Annotated in this window: 17 protein-coding genes; 11 read left to right on the forward strand and 6 right to left on the reverse strand. The window is 38.3% G+C overall.

Annotated elements, in window-relative coordinates:
* Positions 1 to 25 precede the first annotated feature (25 nt).
* The 10 genes from rpsT (at position 26) to gpsA (ending at position 11,592) form a co-directional block, all read left to right on the forward strand.
* Positions 26 to 292 (forward strand): 30S ribosomal protein S20, encoded by a 267-nt coding sequence (rpsT, locus tag D1093_RS01900; RefSeq protein ID WP_012230450.1) that lies wholly within the window; start codon positions 26 to 28, stop codon positions 290 to 292.
* A gap of 711 nt (positions 293 to 1,003) precedes the next feature.
* Complete coding sequence (gene dnaA, locus D1093_RS01905) at positions 1,004 to 2,575, forward strand: chromosomal replication initiator protein DnaA (RefSeq protein WP_120100303.1); 1,572 nt, start codon at positions 1,004 to 1,006, stop codon at positions 2,573 to 2,575.
* Between the two features lie 184 nt (positions 2,576 to 2,759).
* Positions 2,760 to 3,881 carry a DNA polymerase III subunit beta gene (gene dnaN, locus D1093_RS01910; RefSeq protein ID WP_120100305.1) on the forward strand — a complete coding sequence of 374 codons (1,122 nt, stop codon included), beginning with the start codon at positions 2,760 to 2,762 and terminating at the stop codon, positions 3,879 to 3,881.
* Positions 3,882 to 3,901: 20 nt separating this feature from the next.
* Entirely contained in the window at positions 3,902 to 5,035 is a 1,134-nt protein-coding gene (recF, locus tag D1093_RS01915; protein ID WP_120100306.1) for a DNA replication/repair protein RecF, read from the forward strand.
* 53 nt (positions 5,036 to 5,088) lie between these two features.
* Entirely contained in the window at positions 5,089 to 5,538 is a 450-nt protein-coding gene (gene aroQ, locus D1093_RS01920) for a type II 3-dehydroquinate dehydratase (protein WP_120100308.1), read from the forward strand.
* Positions 5,539 to 5,663: 125 nt separating this feature from the next.
* Positions 5,664 to 6,635 (forward strand): ubiquinol oxidase subunit II, encoded by a 972-nt coding sequence (cyoA, locus tag D1093_RS01925; RefSeq protein ID WP_120100310.1) that lies wholly within the window; start codon positions 5,664 to 5,666, stop codon positions 6,633 to 6,635.
* Positions 6,636 to 6,710: 75 nt separating this feature from the next.
* Entirely contained in the window at positions 6,711 to 8,729 is a 2,019-nt protein-coding gene (gene cyoB, locus D1093_RS01930; protein WP_120100312.1) for a cytochrome o ubiquinol oxidase subunit I, read from the forward strand.
* Positions 8,726 to 9,394: a cytochrome (ubi)quinol oxidase subunit III gene (locus D1093_RS01935; protein WP_120100314.1), complete on the forward strand. Its 669-nt coding sequence runs from the start codon at positions 8,726 to 8,728 to the stop codon at positions 9,392 to 9,394. The genes cyoB and D1093_RS01935 overlap by 4 nt, the downstream gene beginning before the upstream one ends.
* Entirely contained in the window at positions 9,394 to 10,182 is a 789-nt protein-coding gene (gene cyoD, locus D1093_RS01940) for a cytochrome o ubiquinol oxidase subunit IV (RefSeq protein WP_120100315.1), read from the forward strand. Before D1093_RS01935 ends, cyoD begins: the two co-directional genes overlap by 1 nt.
* A gap of 405 nt (positions 10,183 to 10,587) precedes the next feature.
* Positions 10,588 to 11,592 carry an NAD(P)H-dependent glycerol-3-phosphate dehydrogenase gene (gene gpsA / locus D1093_RS01945; protein ID WP_120100317.1) on the forward strand — a complete coding sequence of 335 codons (1,005 nt, stop codon included), beginning with the start codon at positions 10,588 to 10,590 and terminating at the stop codon, positions 11,590 to 11,592.
* A gap of 807 nt (positions 11,593 to 12,399) precedes the next feature.
* Here gpsA and fabI read toward each other — a convergent pair.
* The 3 genes from fabI to fabA are packed head-to-tail and all read right to left on the reverse strand — an operon-like array spanning position 12,400 to position 15,053.
* On the reverse strand, positions 12,400 to 13,218 hold the full coding sequence (gene fabI / locus D1093_RS01950) for an enoyl-ACP reductase FabI (protein ID WP_005774468.1): 819 nt from the start codon (positions 13,216 to 13,218) through the stop codon (positions 12,400 to 12,402).
* A 48-nt stretch (positions 13,219 to 13,266) separates the two neighbouring features.
* Positions 13,267 to 14,487, reverse strand: a complete 1,221-nt coding sequence (gene fabB / locus D1093_RS01955; protein WP_120100319.1) for a beta-ketoacyl-ACP synthase I — start codon at positions 14,485 to 14,487, stop codon at positions 13,267 to 13,269.
* 56 nt (positions 14,488 to 14,543) lie between these two features.
* The gene (gene fabA / locus D1093_RS01960; protein WP_120100320.1) at positions 14,544 to 15,053 is read right to left on the reverse strand and encodes a 3-hydroxyacyl-[acyl-carrier-protein] dehydratase FabA; all 510 of its coding nucleotides are present in this window, start codon (positions 15,051 to 15,053) and stop codon (positions 14,544 to 14,546) included.
* Between the two features lie 246 nt (positions 15,054 to 15,299).
* Between fabA and irrA the strand changes: the two genes are divergently transcribed.
* The gene (irrA, locus tag D1093_RS01965; protein WP_120100322.1) at positions 15,300 to 15,812 is read left to right on the forward strand and encodes an iron response transcriptional regulator IrrA; all 513 of its coding nucleotides are present in this window, start codon (positions 15,300 to 15,302) and stop codon (positions 15,810 to 15,812) included.
* Between the two features lie 46 nt (positions 15,813 to 15,858).
* Here irrA and D1093_RS01970 read toward each other — a convergent pair whose 3' ends face one another.
* The 3 genes from D1093_RS01970 to D1093_RS01980 form a co-directional block, all read right to left on the reverse strand.
* Positions 15,859 to 16,413, reverse strand: a complete 555-nt coding sequence (locus D1093_RS01970; protein ID WP_120100324.1) for an SH3 domain-containing protein — start codon at positions 16,411 to 16,413, stop codon at positions 15,859 to 15,861.
* 1,156 nt (positions 16,414 to 17,569) lie between these two features.
* Entirely contained in the window at positions 17,570 to 17,803 is a 234-nt protein-coding gene (gene rpsU / locus D1093_RS01975) for a 30S ribosomal protein S21 (protein WP_005774473.1), read from the reverse strand.
* 185 nt (positions 17,804 to 17,988) lie between these two features.
* On the reverse strand, positions 17,989 to 19,662 hold the full coding sequence (locus D1093_RS01980) for a formate--tetrahydrofolate ligase (RefSeq protein ID WP_120100325.1): 1,674 nt from the start codon (positions 19,660 to 19,662) through the stop codon (positions 17,989 to 17,991).
* Positions 19,663 to 20,045 lie beyond the last annotated feature (383 nt).

A 20,045-nucleotide genomic window follows, 5' to 3' on the forward strand; every position in this document is an offset into this window, starting at 1 on the left:
ATGTGTTGAAAGAGAGATTATATTTATGGCGAATACACCTTCTGCTCGAAAAGCGGTGCGCAAGGTTGCTGCACGCACACAGGTTAATAAGGCCCGCCGTTCACGCGTTCGTACTTTTATGCGTAAGTTTGATGATGCTTTAGCAGGGGGTGATAAGGCGTCTGCAGAAATTGCATTTAAGAATTTTGAGCCTGAGATTATGCGTGCGGTTTCTAAAGGGGTTTTTCATAAAAATACTGCTGCGAGGAAAGTATCGCGTTTAGCGAAACGTTTGAAGGCTCTCAGCGTTTAAGCTTTTTCTATTTTATTAAGAAACAAGCCAGTATCCGTAAGGGTACTGGCTTTTTATTTATTATTTCAAAAAGTTTCTATTGAAAATGAGAATCGACAGCGATTCTCCTTTTGAAAGAGGAGAAAAAGTTTATAGGGGGAGTATGGTTATCCACAAGCTTTGTGGATTTTTACAGAGTCTTTTTTGTCAAGCATTTTATTTTTTTTTTTTAATCTGAAGAGATTCTTTAATGATTGGTAAATTCAGAGAAAAAAAATGAATTGAATCAATAATTTTTCTCATTCCTCATTGAAATAAGCATTTTTACAGCATTTTTTGGGAGCTTTTGATTTTATTTTGACCTCTTGCATTTTACCTCTGCTGTTTTGTATGGTTCTCATGAAGACTAAAAAGTATGAAGGGGTCACATCAGCACATTATCCTGTATTTTGTTAAATATAAAATCTTTGGTTCAAGCTTTTTAAAAGCTTTTGTGTTGGGTAGGTTTTTTGATGGTTTTTTAGTTCTCTTAGTTGGTATGTTTACCATTTTAGAAGGGTGGATCATATCATGAGTGCAAGTAAATCTTATTGGTCATCTTTGTTAGTGGGGTTGTGATGAGGCTATCCTAGGGGAGGGTGAGTAATCTTATTTGGGGTAGGGCGTTTTGCCTTCGCTAGATTTGTTTTAGCTGTTTGGCAGGACAAAATTTTATTTTTATCAGGATGGAAGATGGTGGATAAATTGAACTCTAAAGCTAGTTCCTTTAAAAGGGTTTCGGTGAATATCCTGTCGGCAGAGAACATAATAAAGAATAGGATGACAGAGAGTGATGGGGTTGTTTGTAGAAGTGCTTCTATAGGGCATTCTATTGTTTCAGAGGAGGAGAGTACGGCGGCTTTTGTACGTGTTATGGCACAATTAAAGGCGCAGGTTGGCGTTGAAGCTTATACCAGTTGGTTTGGTCGTGTGAAGCTTGCTGAGTATAGCCATACTCTTGTAAAGCTTTCTGTTCCTACAGCTTTTTTACGTTCATGGATTAATAATCACTATGGTTCTCTTTTGACTCATTTATGGAAACAAGAGAACTCAGCAATTCTTCGTGTTGAAGTCATCGTTCGCGGTATGGAACGGGTTTCAAGAGATGTTGTTTGTAAAACAAGTGCGCCTTCTGTTGTGCTGGAGGAGCCGGCGACTTCATCTTTTGTTGAGAATTGTGCGGAGCATTCAGTCAAAAGTTCTCAAGCGGGGGTTTTTGGATCTCCCCTTGATTCTCGCTATACTTTTGAAAGCTTTGTTGAGGGGGCATCTAATCGCGTTGCTTTAGCGGCAGCACGTTCAATTGCAGAGGGGCATAAAAGTGCTTTGCGTTTTAATCCTCTTTTTATTCACGCGTCTGTTGGTTTAGGAAAAACACATTTGCTTCAAGCGATTGCCGCTTCTGCATTGAAGCGTTTAACATCTGCACGTGTTATTTATTTAACGGCTGAATATTTTATGTGGCGTTTTGCAACAGCTATTCGTGATAATGATGCTCTTTCTTTTAAAGAGCAGCTTCGCGATATAGACCTTTTGATTATTGATGATATGCAGTTTTTGCAAGGTAAGTCGATACAACATGAATTTTGCCATTTACTTAATATGTTGCTTGATAGTGCAAAACAGGTTGTTGTTGCTGCAGATCGTCCGCCAGCGGAATTAGAATCGCTTGATCTTCGGGTTCGGTCTCGTCTTCAGGGAGGGGTAGCCCTTGAAATTGAAGCACCGGATTATGAAATGCGTTTGCAAATGTTGCGCCAGCGGTTGAAGGGGGCAAAGCAAGATGATAGCATGATATCCATTTCTGATGATGTTCTGGAATATATTGCAAAAACGGTTTTAGGGTCAGGACGCGATATTGAAGGCGCATTTAACCAGCTCTTATTTCGTCAATCTTTTGAATCTAATCTATCTTTAGAACGGATTGATGAGTTATTAGGTCATTTGACACGTCCTGGTGAACCTAAACGTATTCGGATTGAAGAAATTCAGCGTACGGTAGCGCGCCATTATAACGTTTCTAAACAGGACTTGTTATCTAATCGTCGAACACGGACGGTTGTAAAGCCACGGCAAGTTGCGATGTATTTAGCGAAAGTATTAACGCCTCGCTCATTGCCAGAAATAGGACGCCGTTTTGGTGGACGTGATCATACAACAGTTTTACACGCTGTACGTAAAATTGAAGATTTAGTTTGTGGTGATCAGACCTTGGCCAAGGAACTTGAATTACTGAAGCGATTGATTGGAGAACAGGCTGTATAAGGTTTATGATTTCTTTTTTGAAGAAACTTTAAGGGATTTAATGAAAGGTTTTTTTCTTATGCAGGAGTGACTTGCCATTTTAAAAGAGGTTGAATAAACTCTGGCGGATGATTCTTTAAAAAAGGATCTGTTATTTTAATTCGAAGGAATTCTTATCGTTTTTGGTAAATCATACGGGGCTTTTATGCGTATTACAGTGGATCGCAATCAATTTCTCAAGTCTCTTGGTCGTGTTCACCGTGTGGTAGAGCGCCGTAATACTGTTCCTATTTTATCGAATGTGCTCATTGATGCAGAAAATGGCCATGTGCAGTTAAAGACAACAGATCTTGATTTAGAGGTTACAGAATCCTTTACAGTCAATGTCGAGCACGCTGGAGCAACCACTGTTCCGGCGCATTTGCTCTATGATATCATTCGGAAACTTCCTGATGGCAATGAAATTGTATTATCCGTCGATGAGAATCAAGCAAGTGCAATGTCCGTTGTTTCGGGTTGTGCACATTTCCAACTTCAATGTCTGCCAAAAGCAGATTTTCCAGAGTCGCTTCCTGGACAGTTTGGTTATCGCTTTTCTCTGTCTGCGTCTGGGTTGAAACATTTACTTGATTGTACGCAGTTTGCCATTTCTACTGAAGAAACCCGCTATTATCTGAATGGTATTTACTTCCATGTTATTAATGATGATGTTTTGAAACTGCGTTTGGTTGCAACTGATGGTCATCGTTTGGCACAAGTTGAGATGGAAGCTCCTTCAGGCGTTGAAGGAATGCCCGGTGTTATCGTTCCTCGTAAAGCTGTAGGAGAGTTGCAAAAACTTCTTTCAGAAGAAAATGATGGTGATGTATGTATAGAGCTTTCAGAGACAAAGATTCGTTTTTCTGTAGGTTCTGTGATTTTTACATCAAAGTTAATTGATGGAACATTTCCAGATTATCAACGTGTTATTCCTCTTGGCAATGATAAAGAATTAGTTGTTAATAGACAGGATTTTTCTTCTGCAGTTGATCGTGTTTCAACGATTTCAAGTGATCGGGGGCGTGCAGTTAAGTTAACGATTGAGCATGGACAGTTAAGGCTTGTTGTTAATAGTCCTGATTCGGGCAGTGCGGAAGATCAATTATCCGTAACTTACTCATCTGAACCGCTTGAGATAGGGTTTAATTCACGTTATCTTTTAGATATTGCTGGGCAGCTTTCAAGCGATGAGATGGTTTTCATGTTGGCTGAAGCTGGAGCGCCAGCTCTGATTCGTGATAATGATGATGCGGATGTACTCTATGTGCTGATGCCTATTCGCGTTTAGGGGCAATTGTTTTGCAATGCATGGAAAGTCATGTGCACAAAGTGTCTGTGAGGCAGCTGAAGCTTTTACGTTATCGCAATTATTCTTTTTTTAATATTCATTTTTCGGGTCAGCATGTGGTTTTTACTGGCCACAACGGTGCTGGTAAGACAAATCTTTTAGAGGCGTTATCTTTTCTTTCTCCAGGTCGTGGTTTGCGACGGGCTGCATATTCTGACATTAGCTTTATAGATGGAGGCGGTGAAGGATTTGTTGTATTTGCATGTCTTGAATGTGCTCTTTATGGTGAAGTAAAGATCGGTACTGCTTTGGAGGTTAGCGATAACAGTCGAAAGGTCCATATTGATGGTGTGAATGAGCCAAGTGATTGCTTAACAGATTATTGTCATATTAGTATATTAACACCATCTATGGATGGTCTTTTTACAGGTCCTTCGCTTGAGCGCCGACGTTTTTTGGATCGTATGGTTTTGGCGATTGATCCTTTGCATAGTCGTCGTATAGCTGATTATGATAAGGCGATGCGTGCACGGAATCGTTTATTTTGGGATGGCAATGAAGACAATGCTTGGTTTAGTGCTTTAGAAAAGCAGATGGCAGAATTAGCGACAGCTATTTCCGCGGCGCGTATTGATGTTATTCGACTTTTAAATGACATGTTTACACAAATGCCATCTCAGATACCTTTTCCACGCGCTTTTTTGCAAATTGATGGTTTTTTAGAAACAGCTCTTGGTGATATATCAGCGACTGAAGTTGAAGAGCAATTTTGTGATTTGTTGCGGCGTAATCGCGCAATGGATCGTGCTGCTGGACGGACATTAGAAGGACCACATCGCACAGATTTACAAGTTTTTTATGCGGATAAAAATAGAGCAGCAACGTCTTGTTCAACAGGTGAACAAAAAGCGCTACTGACAGGTTTGGTTTTATGTCATGCACGTCTAACAGGTATGATATCACAAAGGGCTCCCATTCTGCTTCTTGATGAAATGGCAGCGCATCTTGATTCACATCGACGTGCTGCTTTATTTGATATTCTTGATGATTTATCTGTGCAAACATTTATGACAGGAGCAGATCGTCTTTTATTTGATGACTTAAAAGGACGCGCGGAATTTTTTGAGATTAAGGATGGCGCTTTATTGCTGTAAAAAACATGCTAAATATTTTTTAATAAGTCATGGTTGAGAAGAAAAGGCTTGATATGTCTGTTATGATAACGATTTTAAATGGTCCTAATTTAAATTTTCTGGGTCAACGTGAGCCAAAAATTTATGGAACTGAAACTCTAAAAGATATTGAAAAAAGTTGCAGAGAATGGGCGAAAAGAGCCGATGTTATCATCAATTTTTATCAAAGTAACTATGAGGGTCAGCTAGTAGAATGGATACAGGAAGCAATAGGGCTAAGTTCTGGATTGATCATCAACCCTGCGGCTTACAGTCATACATCTGTTGCGCTTCTTGATGCTCTAAAAATGTTTTCAGGTCCGAAAGTAGAAGTTCATTTATCCCATATTCATCAACGGGAAACTTTCCGTCACCATTCTTATACATCGGCAGGTGTAGACGCCATCATAAGTGGATGTGGAAGTGATGGATATCGGTTTGCGCTTGAATATATTGCAAAACAATTAATAAATTGTAAAAGGTGAAAGAATAAGCGTTGGATAAGAGTAATACAGGCATTGAATTCACTTGATAATTATTTTCAAATCTGTACAATACGAGGTATTATATTTATGACAATTTTTAGTGCGTATGACGGGGGTAAATAAAGATGAAAAGCTTTGTTAGACAATTAGAAATGCTTGTGATTTTAGGGGGAGCGCTGCTTTTGTCTGGTTGTAAAATGGATGTCCTTCAACCGTCAGGTTACGTAGCACGTCAACAGCTCATTTTGATTGTTGCTTGTGTGGTTGTTATGCTTTGCGTTGTCATTCCAGTTATGGTGAGTGTGGTATTTTTAGCGATAAAATATCGTGCATCGAATACGAAAGCGAACTATTCTCCTGATTGGGCGCATTCAAATAAAATTGAAGCTGTAATGTGGGGTATCCCAATTGTAATTGTAATGGTTTTGGGCTCATTAACGGCTTATTATACCTATAAGCTTGAGCCTGCAAAGCCTCTTCCAGTAGAGGTTGTGGGTGAAGGGGAGCCATTGCAGATTGATGCTGTCGCTCTTGATTGGAAATGGGTTTTTATTTATCCTCAATATGGTGTTGCATCGATTAATGAAATTTACGCGCCTGAAAGACGTCAAGTTTTATTGCAATTGACGTCAGAAAATTCTGTCAATGCCTTTTGGGTTCCTAAATTGGGTACAGTTCTTTACTCTATGCCACAGATGAATGCTAAGTTGCATTTGATCGCTGAAGAACAGGGAGTATTCAATGGGACCTCAGCAAATTATAGCGGTGATGGTTTTTCAGGGATGCGGTTTAAGTGGCACTCTGTGTCTTCGCAGGATTTTGAAGATTGGATTGTAAAAGCTCGGGCTAATGGTCGAGCGCTTGATCGTAAATCTTATCGTCAACTTTCTATTGCGCCTCGTATGGGTGATATTGCTGCGAAGGAAAAAGATGCTGAAGTGCGTTATTTTGCACCTGTTGAGCAGCGACTTTACTATCGTATTGTTAATCGGTGTGTCGATGAAAATACGGTATGTAATGAAGATTTAATGAAACGTGCAGCTGCTCAGACACTGTGGGGTGCATTGTGTTCAGTATTTGATCCTGATGTTATTTAAAGGGTCAGTAGAGAAAGAGCCCTTTTGATATAAGGTTTCTTTAAAACTTGAATTTCATTTGAAATGGGTTGAGAAATGTTTGGAAGACTTACAGATCCTACGGCAGGTGCTTTTCATGCGCTTGCACATGAACCAATCGTTTTGTATACATGTATCGCGATTGTTGTGATTGGTTTAGTTGCTGTTCTTGCTTTAACAGCGCTTGGGTGGTGGGGAGTTTTATGGCGAAATTGGATTACAACTGTTGATCATAAACGCATTGGTATTATGTATATAATTCTTGGAATTATTATGCTTGTTCGCGGTTTTGCGGACGCACTTATGATGCGAACGCATCAAGCTTTAGCTCTTGGGAGTGAAACAGCGGGTTATTTACCCCCTGAGCATTTTGATCAAATTTTTTCGGCGCATGGCACGATCATGATTTTTTTCATGGCTACGCCCATTTTATTTGGTCTTTTCAATTATCTTATACCGCTTCAAATTGGTGCGCGTGATGTTGCTTTTCCCTTTGCAAATAATCTAGGTTTTTGGATTACGGCTGCAGGAGCCATTTTGATTAATATATCACTAGGTGTTGGTAATTTTGGCCGTGGTGGTTGGCTTATGTATCCACCTTTTACAGAGTTGCAAACGAGTCCAGATACAGGGGTAGACTATTATTTATGGTCACTTCAGCTTTCTGGTATTGCGACAACTATGGGGGCAGTCAATTTTGTTGCAACAATGATTAAGATGCGTGCTCCTGGAATGACAATGATGAGAATGCCTGTTTTTTGTTGGAGCGCTTTTGTCAGTAATGTCCTTATTTTAGTTATTTATCCCGTCTTAACCGTAGCTTTTGCACTTTTGGCCTGTGATCGTTATCTGAGCATGAATTTCTTTACCAATGTTGGTGGCGGAAATCCAATGGTATGGATTAACTATGTTTGGGTTTTTGGTCATCCTGAGGTTTATGTTTTGGTTGTTCCTGCTTTTGGGATTGTTTCTGAGGTTGTATCAACTTTTTCCTCGAAACGCCTTTTTGGTTATACTTCTATGATATGGGCTATGGTGGTTATTTTGATTCTTTCGCTTCTTGTTTGGGGACATCATTTCTTCACAATGGGTGGCGGTGAAGCTGTAAATACCTTCTTTAGTATCGCAACGATGATTATTGCCGTTCCAACAGGTGTAAAAGTTTTCAATTGGTTGCTCACAATGTATAGAGGAAGGATACGCTTTGAACCTCCAATGCTGTGGTGCATGGGCATGATCTTTACCTTTGTTGGTGGTGGATTAACCGGTGTTTTATTATCGATTGTGCCTGCTGATTGGCAGTTTCATAATTCGCTGTTTTTGATAGCGCATTTTCACCATACGATTATCGGAGGCGTTGTTTTTGCTTATCTAGCTGGGCTTGCTTTTTGGTTTCCAAAAGTTTTTGGTTATAAACCAAATCGCATACTAGGGATTGCATCTTTCTGGTGTTGGTTTATTGGTTTTTATCTTGCCTTTTTCCCTGTTTATGCCCTTGGTTTAATGGGAGCAACGCGTCGTCTTCAGCATTACATGGAACCTAGTTGGCAACCAATGTTTGTTATTGCTGCTTTAGGTGCTTTTATTATTTTACTTGGTATCCTTTGTTTTGTGTTACAGGTTGTTTTGGCAATTTGGTACGGTATTAAGCATAAAGGTCACTTACCGGTAACGTTAAATGATTCTTGGGGTGATGCACGGACACTGGAATGGTTTACCTCTTCACCGCCTCCTGCTTATAATTTTGCTCTTCTCCCAGAGATAAAGTCTGATGATGCTTATTGGAATATGAAGAAAAGTGGTTATCAACGCCCGACAAGTGGATTTACAAAAATTCATATGCCATCGAATACATCTGCTGGAATTATTGCTGGCTTCTTCTCGTTAGTTGTTGGCTTCGCGCTTGTTTGGCATATTTGGTGGCTTGTTGCGATCGGACTGGTTGGTTTTGTTGCAACGCTTGTGTGTCATTCATTAACAGGTGATCACCATGGTTATTATATTCCAGCTGAAGAAGTACAAAAAACTGAAGATGCCTTTACAGCTGTTCTTAAAGAACAAGGAGTGACAGTATGAGTGCAGTAACAATGAATAATGCGAGTACTGTGGATAAACTTCACCACGATAGTAGCTCGGTCATGACGTTTGGTTTTTGGGTCTATATTCTTTCAGACTTGATCCTGTTTTCGACACTTTTTTCAAGTTTTGCTGTCTTTTCTGCTTCTTATGGGGGCGGTAAAGCGGGCAATGAATTTATAGATTTAAAGTTTGTTTTAGTTGAGACTGCTTTCTTATTGTTTTCATCCGTTACTTATGGTTTTGCAATGGTACAAGCACATAAAAATAACATCAGTGGTGTGCGTTTATGGATGGCCATTACTTTTATATTTGGGTGTTGCTTCATTGGTATGGAACTTTATGAATTTCATGAATTATTGAGTGAGGTCTTTTATTATGATCCAAATGCTTATGCGGGTATCGATCCTGCAACAGGTTTACAGCTTTTTGGTCGGGAAATTCTCTCTGCTTATTGGTCAGCATTCTTTGCTTTGGTTGGCACCCATGGACTTCACGTAAGTGTTGGTCTTCTTTGGATGGTTGTGATGTTTTTTCATCTTCGTCGTAATGGTTTGGATCAGAATAATAAAACACGTTTAGCATGCCTTTCCATTTTTTGGCATTTACTTGATATTGTATGGGTTGGTGTTTTCACCATGGTTTATCTATTAGGAGCGTTGTGATGAGCATGCAAAATGAAACACATAGTCCCAGTACTGGTTCCTATTTGGTCGGTTTTATTCTGGCTGTATTTTTCACTTTGGGTTCTTTTATTCCTGTAATGTATGGAATGATGGAAAGTTGGGCAATTAGTACAAAGGTTGCGTATCTTATTGGGATGGCAATTATTCAAATTATAGTACAAATTGTTTTCTTTTTACACTTGAACTCTGGTCCAGATGCCAAGTGGAATTTAAGCGCTTTATGGTTTGCTGCTATTTGCGTTTTTGTTATTATTGGAGGTACATGGTGGGCTATTTCCCATTTGAATTATAATATGATGGGTGGTTCAGGACGTGTTATTGAACCAGAAATATCAAGAATGGATGGTTCTTCAGTATCTGGGCAGTTATCAAACAAAGATATATCTGTAAGAAAACAGTCAGAAAAGATACTGAACTCAGAAATTTCCATGGAGCAAATTCCAAGTATGCAGGCTCCTGTAGATCAAGCGCCTGGCTCAGAAATGCCGATAGAACAAGTTCCAAGTATGCAGGCTCCTGTAGATCAAGCGCCTGGCTCAGAAATGCCGATGGAACAAGTTCCAAGTATGCAGACTCCTGTAGATCAAGCGCCTGGCTCAGAAATGCCGATGGAACAAGTTCCAAGTATGCAGACTCCTGTAGATCAAGCGCCTGGTTCAGAAATGCCGATGGAACAAGTTCCAAGTATGCAGACTCCTGTAGATCAAGCGCCTGGTTCAGAAATGCCGATGGAACAAGTTCCAAGTATGCAGACTCCTGTAGAATAGGAGTGAGAAATACCTGTAGAAGCTGATGCGGCATGTATCAGCTCTACAGGGGTTATTGCAAAGATTCGTAGGATATGAAGAGGAGTGTTAAGTGTAAGATATCAATATAATGCATATCATAATTTTGAATGCACTTATATTTTTAACAAGACGATCCATTGGGCATTTAGTCAAGCTTTTATTTTTGAGATAAAGAGCTATTTGTAGAATATACAAAGGATGGTATTTGTAGAATTCAATACAGATAAAGAGAGCGTGAGAAACACATTTTTATGTTGTGTAAGATAAAGCTACGAAGAAGTAACATTTTAGTTTTAAAGGATTCATATTAAAGAGAACAGTGAAGTTATTTTAACAATAATATGCAACTGAAATCGACAATTTAGAGAATAATCAGAAAAATTAATGAAAACCATTGCAATGACAGTTATTGGTGCTGGTTCTTTTGGTACTGCATTAGCGATTGCTCTTGCTCGTAATGGTCATAATGTTTTACTTTGGGGATATAATTCTCAACACATCAAAAAATTACAAGAACAACGTTGTAATCAAGTATATTTACCTGATGTTCGATTTCCTGAAAATTTATTCCTTGAAGCGTCGCTTGAAACTGCAATAACAGCAAGTGATAATATACTAATCGCTGTTCCAAGCCATGTATTTCATCAAGTGTTGTATAATATTGAACCTTATTTGGATCAACATTCACGTGTTATTTGGGCAACGAAGGGCTTAGAACATGGTACAGGACGTTTTTTACAAGAAGTTGCTCGTGAGATTTTAGGTGAAAAAATTCCTTTAGCTGTTTTTTCTGGACCAACTTTTGCTAAAGAACTCGCTATTGGTTGGCCTACTGCAATGACGATAGCAGCTTCTAATGTTGAGTTTGGTAAAGAATTGCAGCAACTTTTTCATTGTGACAAAAGTTTTAGAGTTTATAAAAGCTCAGATATGATTGGTGTTCAATTAGGGGGAGCCGTCAAAAATGTTATTGCTATTGGTGCAGGAATATCAGATGGCATGGGTTTTGGGGCAAATGCACGAATAGCTCTCATCACACGAGGATTAGCTGAAATCAGTCGTTTAGGGAGTACTATGGGGGCTGAGCTTTCCACATTTATGGGAATGACAGGCTTAGGTGATCTGGTTTTGACATGTACTGATAATCAGTCACGTAATCGCCGTTTTGGAATACTTCTTGGTAAAGGAATAGATATAAAAAAAGCAGAGAAACAAATTGGTCAGGTTGTGGAAGGGTACTTAAATACCAAGGAAGTATATACATTAGCACAACGTATTGGGGTAGAAATGCCTATTGTAGAACAAATTTATCAAATTCTCTATTGCGGTAAAAACATAACTGAAGCGGCTAACACATTACTAAGCCGCACTCTCAAGGACGAAATATAATACTATCCTATACTCTTAAATAATTTCAATCATAACAAATAGCGACATCCTATGATAGGAATATAAAATAGATTTTGTTAATGATTGTATAAGACTATTACATTGTAGAAAATTACAGATTCATATCATTCCATTTTTTATGAAATATGGCAGAAATATAAAAAGTTTTGACCCTTATTAAGTATCTCTTTAAAAATAATCTATCATTTCCACTTACATATGTTTGTCTAATGTAATGAAAGAGATATTTTAATTTTCTCTTAAACGCCTCTCACAATAATATTTGAAGAATAGTAGAAAACTCATGGGAGAGTAGCACCTTATTTATATAAAGTTAAGCTAGAAATATCATTGCTATTATTCAATTTTCAATATTATTTGTGCGTTTAATAGCTTTTGTATACTAGATAGGGGGGAGGGTATTACATATCTAGCATCCAGAAGCTGTAACAGCAAAGAAAGCACGAAACGCCTTAATTTCATTCTAAATATGCTACGATTTTGGGGGTGGATGTTGATTTACAAGCTGTAGAAAAAACATGGGCTTTGTTAGAAAAACAACACCATAAAACACAAAGCTTTTTAGCAAAATGGATTGGAGAGATAGATCAGTTTTTTATAAGACACTTCACAAAACGATAACAATGACACAATTGGTTTGTGTTTTCTTAGTGAGAATCATATATGCAATAGACTGGATCTGAAGGTCTTCCCTATGAGATTCAATCTAGTAGGGAAAGCGCTCATCATTGTGCGACCAAAGTACTTTACAGATAACCGATTTTATTTTTTGAAGTCGGATGTTTTTTATCCTTCTTGGGAGTCTTCAGTTTTTTTCAATTCTTCAAGTATTGGCATAGACATGATATTATAGCCCGAATCAACATAGTGGATTTCACCTGTAACGCCTGATGATAAGTCAGAGAGGAGATAAAGCGCGGACTTTCCAATTTCATGAATATTCACGGTACGACGTAATGGGGCATTACGTCGTTGGTGTGAAAATATTGCACGCGCAGCTGCAATACCATTACCCGCTAAGGTTCTAACAGGACCAGCTGAAATTGCATTGACGCGGATATTTTGCGGACCAAAGTCTGCCGCTAAATAACGAACCATAGCTTCTAAAGCAGCTTTAGCAACTCCCATGATATTATAGTTAGGGACAACTTGCTGTGAGGCGCCATAAGTAAGGGTTAAAAGTGCCCCTCCATGAGGCATAAGCTTCTCCGCACGCTGAGCAATTTCAGTAAAGGAATAAGCTGAAATAACCATTGTACGTTGAAAGTTTTCACGTGTTGTAACATCAACGTAACGCCCTTTTAGCTGATTTTTATCTGAAAAACCAATAGCATGGACAATAAAATCAATCGTTTTCCATTCTTTTTCAAGTTTCTCAAAGACGTCGTCAACATTTTCAATTTTTTCAACATCACACTCTAGAACTAATTTGCAGCCAAGCTTATCAGCTAGAGGCTGCACACGTTTTCCGAAAGCATCTCCTTGATAAGTTAAGGCTAATTCAGCTCCTGCTTGTGCGAGTTGACAGGCAATTCCCCAAGCAATTGAATGGTCATTCGCAATTCCCATAATAAGGCCGCGTTTGCCCTCCATCAAACCTTTCATATTATTCTCCGTAAGACCGTATTTTTTTCAATTACTAAGAACTTTCATTTATACATAGCGTTGAAAAATAAGCGTTGCATTGGTACCGCCAAAGCCAAAAGTATTTGACAATACGGTATTCAGTTGTTGATGATCGCGTCGTTCACGAACAATTGGCATATCCGCAAAAGCTGGATCAAGTTCTTCAATATGGGCACTTTCACAGATAAAATTATGGTTCATCATTAACAATGTATAGATTGCTTCGTGAACACCTGCGGCGCCTAAGGAATGGCCTGTTAGAGATTTGGTAGCAGAAATGGGGGGGCACTGATCACCTGCTCCAAAAATACGGCGGATAGCTTCTATTTCAGGAGGATCCCCAACAGGTGTTGCTGTTGCATGGGGATTAATATAATCAATTTTATCGTGGACTTTTGTAAGGGCCATGCGCATGCATCGTTCTGCTCCCTCTCCTGATGGTGCAACCATATCATGTCCATCGGATGTCGCACCATACCCAACGATTTCTCCGTAGATTTTTGCTCCACGGGCTTTAGCGCATTCTAGTTCTTCAAGGACTAAAACGCCAGCACCTCCAGCAATAACAAATCCATCACGATTAACATCATAGGCCCGTGAAGCTTTATGAGGGATGTCATTATATCGGCTAGACATAGCGCCCATAGCATCAAATAAAACAGAGAGAGTCCAATCCAAATCTTCGCAGCCACCGGCAAAGACACGGTCCTGTTTACCATATTGGATCATTTCATAAGCATTCCCAATACAATGATTGGAGGTAGCACAAGCTGAAGAGATTGAATAGTTGACCCCTTTTATTTTAAAAAAAGTTGCCAGTGTTGCAGATGCTGTAGAACTCATTGCTTTAGGCACAACAAAAGGCCCAACACGTTTTGGACCCTTTTGGCGTGTAATATCGGCTGCTTCTACGATTGACTGCGTTGAAGCACCTCCAGAACCCATAATAATTCCTGTGTGTTCGTTTGATACTTCGTGAGGCTCTAAACCAGCATCAGCAATTGCTTGATCCATGGCGATATGATTCCAGGCTGTTCCACGTCCATGAAAACGTAAAGCACGTCGGTCAACGCGTTCTTCTATATTAATATCAGGTTTACCGTAAACTCTGCTACGAAAGCCTAACTCAGCATATTGAGGCGCGTAAGAAATTCCGGATTTTGCTTCACGTAAACTGGTTAAAACGGCTTGGGGGTCATTCCCAATCGCGGAAACAATTCCCATTCCGGTTACAACAACACGACGCATTCATACCTCCTTATTCCATACAGAATAGTAAAAAATTCTTCCTGATGAAAATAAATTCAATCTTCTTTGAATAAAGCAACACGCAAATCATTCGCTTTATAAATAGTTTCTCCATTTGCTTTTAGCCATCCGTCAGCTATTCCCAAGACTAAATTTCCCCGTCGAATACGCTTGAAATCTATTCCATATTCAAGAAGTTTGGTTTGTGGTGTTACCATACCTGATAATTTTACTTCACCTGTTGATATCGCTCTCCCTTTCCCTGGTTCTCCCAACCAACCAAGAAAAAAACCTGTTAATTGCCACATACCATCCAATCCAAGACATCCTGGCATAACGGGATCACCTATAAAGTGACAATTAAAGAACCAGTGGTCTGGCGTAATATCAAATTCGGCACGAACCATTCCTTTATCGTATTTTCCACCAGTTTCACTGATTTGAGTGATTCGATCAATCATCAACATTGGCGGTGCCGGCAATTGCGCATTACCCTTACCAAACATTTCGCCGCGAGCGCAGCTTAGAAGCTCTTCATAAGTGTAGCGAGACTTTTGTTCAGCCATGGTTACTCCATTTATTTGCATAATTTATTTGCATATATCTTTATTTCTGCGCTTTTCCCCGACCTACTTTTAGAGCAAATTTTAAAGAGAGGGAAACGATTTTATATCATTTTTAATGACAAAAGCCCTTTTTTATGTATTCTAGATAGATAATTATTTAAAAATGGAATACAAGATTGCACTGTACTGTTCCCATTTTTTTATATTTTTATCTTATTGAAGCAGGAAGATATTTTGGTTTGTAATATGTCAGGGAATGCAGACAATTTAGATATGAATGAAGGGAAACAGTCCACAAAAGAATGTGGAGAAAGTGTTCAGTATTATTCCGCTTCTATGTTAGAAAAACGTTTGCGTAAAAATGGTTTGCGTCCAACGCGTCAGAGATTAGAACTTGCACATATGATTTTTTCTGAAGGAAATCGTCATATTACGGCTGAAGAGCTCTATGAGGAAGCGGTGAGGGCAGGTGTTCCTGTATCCTTAGCAACGGTCTACAATACGCTTCATCAATTTACCGAAGCGGGATTGTTACGGATTATTGCCGTAGAGGGTTCGAAGACTTGGTTTGATACGAATACCTCTGATCACTACCATTTTTATATAGAAGGTGAAAATCATATTCTTGATATTCCTTGCAATTTGGAAGAATTGCCCATTATTGGAAATTTGCCTACACCACCAGAAGGTATGGAAATTTCACATGTTGATTTAATCGTGCGATTAAAACCCAAAAGTCAATCTTGTGGTAGGGAGTAGGGATATTCAATAAGGAATAAAAATTAAATTTGATGCGTTTGAGCATTCACCAGCCTTTTATTTTTTCATCAGGATAAATCCCCCATAATTGAGGTTGATGAAGCCATCCATGCACATTATTAAGAGTGATTTCGCACCATTGTCCATCACATTGGTGGATATTGCCAATGACATTAGGCTCTACTTCTGCAACAAGTTCTGAATTATCGGTGGGTTTTTTTCGTAGCATTAGCCTTTTTGTTTTATCTTTTTGCCATGGAATAGTTATAGCCGTTCGCTTTCCTGATAAAAGCGATTGATATACCCAGCCTTCATCGCCTTCTGCATCACGAATTTTGCGCCATTGATCATATTCTTGGATGATTTCAATAGGTAGTCCCTTCTTTTTGTAGGTAAAAATGATGGAATAGTTGCTTCCTGGCCCAACACGGACATTAACACGAGTAGGTTTAATCGAAGCAAATCGCGGAAGCGGTAAACCACTAGGTCCTAAATTTTGATTAAGGGTTTGTGCGTGTAACAAACGTGGTGAACTCAATACAATGACTTTTGTTAAGATACATGCAAGCATTAAAATGCGAAACCAACGAGAATTTTGCACACTGAACTCCTTTATTTCGTCATATATTGGTCATTTAAAATCTGGAAGATTAAGATCGGAGACTGATAAAAATTATGCCATATCGCCCGTTAACGAGATCTAAACAATGAAAAAATTGTTACGAGAAGAGGCAAATAAAAGTTTGAATTTCTGAGTGCTTAGGGTGTTGATGAGGGGATAGTTGTAAATAAATATTTGATTTTTGGCGAGTTGTATGCGTGAGAAAAATATTCAAACAGCAAAATACATCGTGATTAGAGCAGTTTTTATATAGGAAATCAGAGCTGAAATGTTGTCTCTTTTTTTCTAAGAGTTTTTCCTGTATTCAGAGTTATAACTTAATATGAAAAAAACGACTATTTATGGATATAAATAAATAAATAAGTTATAAATTTTAATTCGTTACTTAAGTGGTAAAAACACGTTCATCAGAAATGAGAATATAAGACTCTTGCACTCATATTAAAATAAGAGCACTTTCTCTGTTTCTATTCAATTTTTTTGTGTTTCAGCTCAGTGTAAAAAAGTTTAATGAAAGAGGAAGGATTATTCGATACGCTTATATGAGATTAATGATATAAGTGGTGAATAGAAGAGATTTATAAAAAAAACAGAATCTGTAGTGCAGTGGCGGAAATTCTTTATCCTTTAGAAGAACAGAATCAGGAGATATAAAGAGTTATGAAATTATATCGTTTCATTACATCAGTGAAGGGGCAGAGGATAGGATTATGTATTTTCATATCCTGATATACGCAATCACATATTGCGATAGTCATTCATGTTTCGCAAGCTGATCTAACATCTTCGAAAGATGCAGAATATTGAAGGATAAAAAAATTATAACGAAAAGTAATAACAAAATACCTTACACTCAATCCACATTTTATATAGGAACAAGTCGCTTAAATATCCAAAGTGTCGTTTGTTATCTATTTTTGAAAATTACAAGAGTGAAGCAAACTCACATCTCTGTGATAAGAAATTTATCACTTTTAAATAATTAACACACTCGTTTGTATAATTAAAAATGCTAGATAACATTACACACAAAGAACCACAAGCAAAAAACCTCTTGCACTTGCTTATAAAGATAAAATTCTAGGATAGCTTATTCTCTATTATTTATGTAATTCTATGATGCATCAAAAGCACATCACTTCATCGCACCAGCTCGTCCGTTACTCACAAAACCTTCCCTTTGCGCACGTTTACGAGCAAGCTTACGTGTACGACGAATAGCCTCAGCTTTTTCACGAGCACGTCTTTCAGATGGCTTTTCATAATAACTACGCATTTTCATTTCACGGAAGATACCTTCACGCTGCATCTTTTTTTTCAACGCGCGCAGCGCTTGGTCAACATTATTATCACGAACGAGTACTTGCACTATTTATCCTGCTTTTTTCAGTGTCATAAATGATAGGAAAACCTACGTCCTTTTAAAGACATATCTAAAAGGACAGAGACTTATATCATACAAATAAGACATTTGTCTATATAGCTTTTTAAAATTCTACTCTTTTTGTAATAAAATGCTTTTTATAATAAAGGATAGAGTTTACGGCTATAAACTTATGAAAGCCCTTGTATTTGATCATTTTTGTCAAGATGAATTTTTTCAGCAGCAGGATAATGCGGTAAGCCGGGCATGGTCATAACATCTCCACAAATGACAACAATAAAGCCAGCTCCTGCACAGAGACGAACTTCTCGTACAGGAATTTCAAAATCGATAGGAGCACCATATTGCTTGGGATCAGCAGAAAAAGAATAAGGTGTTTTTGCCATACAAATAGGGTAGGTGCCAAAACCTTCTTTTTCCCAAGATTCAAGTTGTTTAAGAATAGGAACTGAGATGATGGCGCCACGCCCACCATATAGCTTTGTTATAATACAATTAATTTTTTGAATGAGGGGAATATCATCTTGATAGAGAACTTTAAAATGGGAATCTTGCTTTTCAATTAATGTGACGAGTTCTTGTGCAAGTGCTACTGCGCCTTTTCCACCTTCTTCCCAATGCTTACAAATAATAGCTTTGCGTCCAGTTGTTGCAACTATTTCTTGTAATGTTCTTATTTCAGCATCGCTATCGCTGTCAAAATGATTAATCGCTACAACACAAGGGATACCGTAGAGCTCCATATTTTTGATATGTCGTAAAAGATTAACGGCTCCCTTTTCTAAAGCGGTGATATTTTCTTCTGTCAGGTTATTTTTATCCACACCACCATTCATTTTTAATGCACGAATCGTTGCGACAATCACTGTTGCATTTGGTACAATACCTGCTTGCCGACATTTGATGTTGAAGAATTTTTCTGCTCCAAGATCGGCTCCAAATCCAGCTTCTGTGACAACATAATCAGCGAGTTTTAAAGCGGTTTTTGTTGCTATAACTGAGTTACAACCATGAGCAATATTGGCAAAAGGTCCTCCATGAACGAGAACAGGATTATTTTCAATTGTTTGTACAAGATTGGGTTGTATGGCATCTTTGAGAAGAACTGCCATTGCGCCTTCTGCATTAAGATCAGCCACTGTTACGGGCGTTTTATCATAACGATAGGCAACAATAATTTTTTTGAGTCTTTGTGTAAGGTTTTCTAAATTTTCAGAAAGACAAAGAAGGGCCATAATTTCTGATGCAACAGTAATATCAAAACCTGTTTGGCGTGGAAAACCATTTGTTATGCCTCCCAATGAAATAATGATATCGCGCAATGCACGGTCATTCATATCAAGAACGCGCTTCCAAACAATACGACGCGGATCAATGTTGAGAGTATTTCCCCAATAGATATGATTATCGATCATTGCGGCAAGAAGATTATGCGCTGCTGTAATAGCATGAAAGTCACCGGTAAAATGTAAATTAAGGTCATCCATTGGGATAACCTGCGCATAACCACCACCAGCTGCACCACCTTTGACACCAAAACAGGGGCCTAAAGAGGGCTCTCTCAAAGTGGCTATTGTTTTTTTGCCAATGAGATTAAGAGCATCATTTAGTCCAACCGTTGTTGTTGTTTTTCCTTCTCCAGCAGGTGTGGGATTGATCGCCGTGACGAGAATAAGTTTACCATCTGGATTTTTATTGAGCGATTTTATGTAGGAGGAAGAAATTTTAGCTTTATCATGGCCATAGGGAATGAGATTTTCATGTGATATACCAATTTTTTGTGCAATTTCAGTAATATGCTTCTTTTTAGCAGTGCGAGCAATTTCAATATCTGTTTTAGGCATGGAAAAATTCTTTAAACGGAGCTTTTATTAACATTTGGAATCTGTACTTTATGGATTAATGAAAAAATCCATAGAGAACAGAAAGCATAAGATAGCATAGAGATCAATAATGTATCGCGCAAGCGATAATGCTAAAAGAGCACAAGAAGAGTTTTAGCGTTTTTTTGGAAAAAAACTCTGTATTTTCAGTTTCGATAAGTTTTTAGCCAGCCTGCAATATCATTCTCAATATGAGCTCATGATGAATATCAGAAAAAAGTTTTTGGGTAATATTAATTTAAGAACTCTTTACGCAGCGATATTGATGCGATTTTTATATCGTATATTTGTTATTACTAATAGCTTGCTGAAAAAGTTTTAGAGGGCTCTAAACCGCAATGTTT

This window comes from Bartonella kosoyi, from assembly GCF_003606325.2.
In the GTDB taxonomy this organism is placed as follows: domain Bacteria; phylum Pseudomonadota; class Alphaproteobacteria; order Rhizobiales; family Rhizobiaceae; genus Bartonella; species Bartonella kosoyi.

Excerpts from the sequence above, each read along its gene's own strand:
- rpsT (WP_012230450.1), top strand. The coding sequence starts at position 26 with ATGGCGAATACACCTTCTGCTCGAAAAGCGGTGCGCAAGGTTGCTGCA.
- dnaA (WP_120100303.1), top strand. The coding sequence starts at position 1,004 with ATGGTGGATAAATTGAACTCTAAAGCTAGTTCCTTTAAAAGGGTTTCG.
- dnaN (WP_120100305.1), top strand. The coding sequence starts at position 2,760 with ATGCGTATTACAGTGGATCGCAATCAATTTCTCAAGTCTCTTGGTCGT.
- recF (WP_120100306.1), top strand. The coding sequence starts at position 3,902 with ATGGAAAGTCATGTGCACAAAGTGTCTGTGAGGCAGCTGAAGCTTTTA.
- aroQ (WP_120100308.1), top strand. The coding sequence starts at position 5,089 with ATGTCTGTTATGATAACGATTTTAAATGGTCCTAATTTAAATTTTCTG.
- cyoA (WP_120100310.1), top strand. The coding sequence starts at position 5,664 with ATGAAAAGCTTTGTTAGACAATTAGAAATGCTTGTGATTTTAGGGGGA.
- cyoB (WP_120100312.1), top strand. The coding sequence starts at position 6,711 with ATGTTTGGAAGACTTACAGATCCTACGGCAGGTGCTTTTCATGCGCTT.
- D1093_RS01935 (WP_120100314.1), top strand. The coding sequence starts at position 8,726 with ATGAGTGCAGTAACAATGAATAATGCGAGTACTGTGGATAAACTTCAC.
- cyoD (WP_120100315.1), top strand. The coding sequence starts at position 9,394 with ATGAGCATGCAAAATGAAACACATAGTCCCAGTACTGGTTCCTATTTG.
- gpsA (WP_120100317.1), top strand. The coding sequence starts at position 10,588 with ATGAAAACCATTGCAATGACAGTTATTGGTGCTGGTTCTTTTGGTACT.
- fabI (WP_005774468.1), bottom strand. The coding sequence starts at position 13,218 with ATGAAAGGTTTGATGGAGGGCAAACGCGGCCTTATTATGGGAATTGCG.
- fabB (WP_120100319.1), bottom strand. The coding sequence starts at position 14,487 with ATGCGTCGTGTTGTTGTAACCGGAATGGGAATTGTTTCCGCGATTGGG.
- fabA (WP_120100320.1), bottom strand. The coding sequence starts at position 15,053 with ATGGCTGAACAAAAGTCTCGCTACACTTATGAAGAGCTTCTAAGCTGC.
- irrA (WP_120100322.1), top strand. The coding sequence starts at position 15,300 with ATGTCAGGGAATGCAGACAATTTAGATATGAATGAAGGGAAACAGTCC.
- D1093_RS01980 (WP_120100325.1), bottom strand. The coding sequence starts at position 19,662 with ATGCCTAAAACAGATATTGAAATTGCTCGCACTGCTAAAAAGAAGCAT.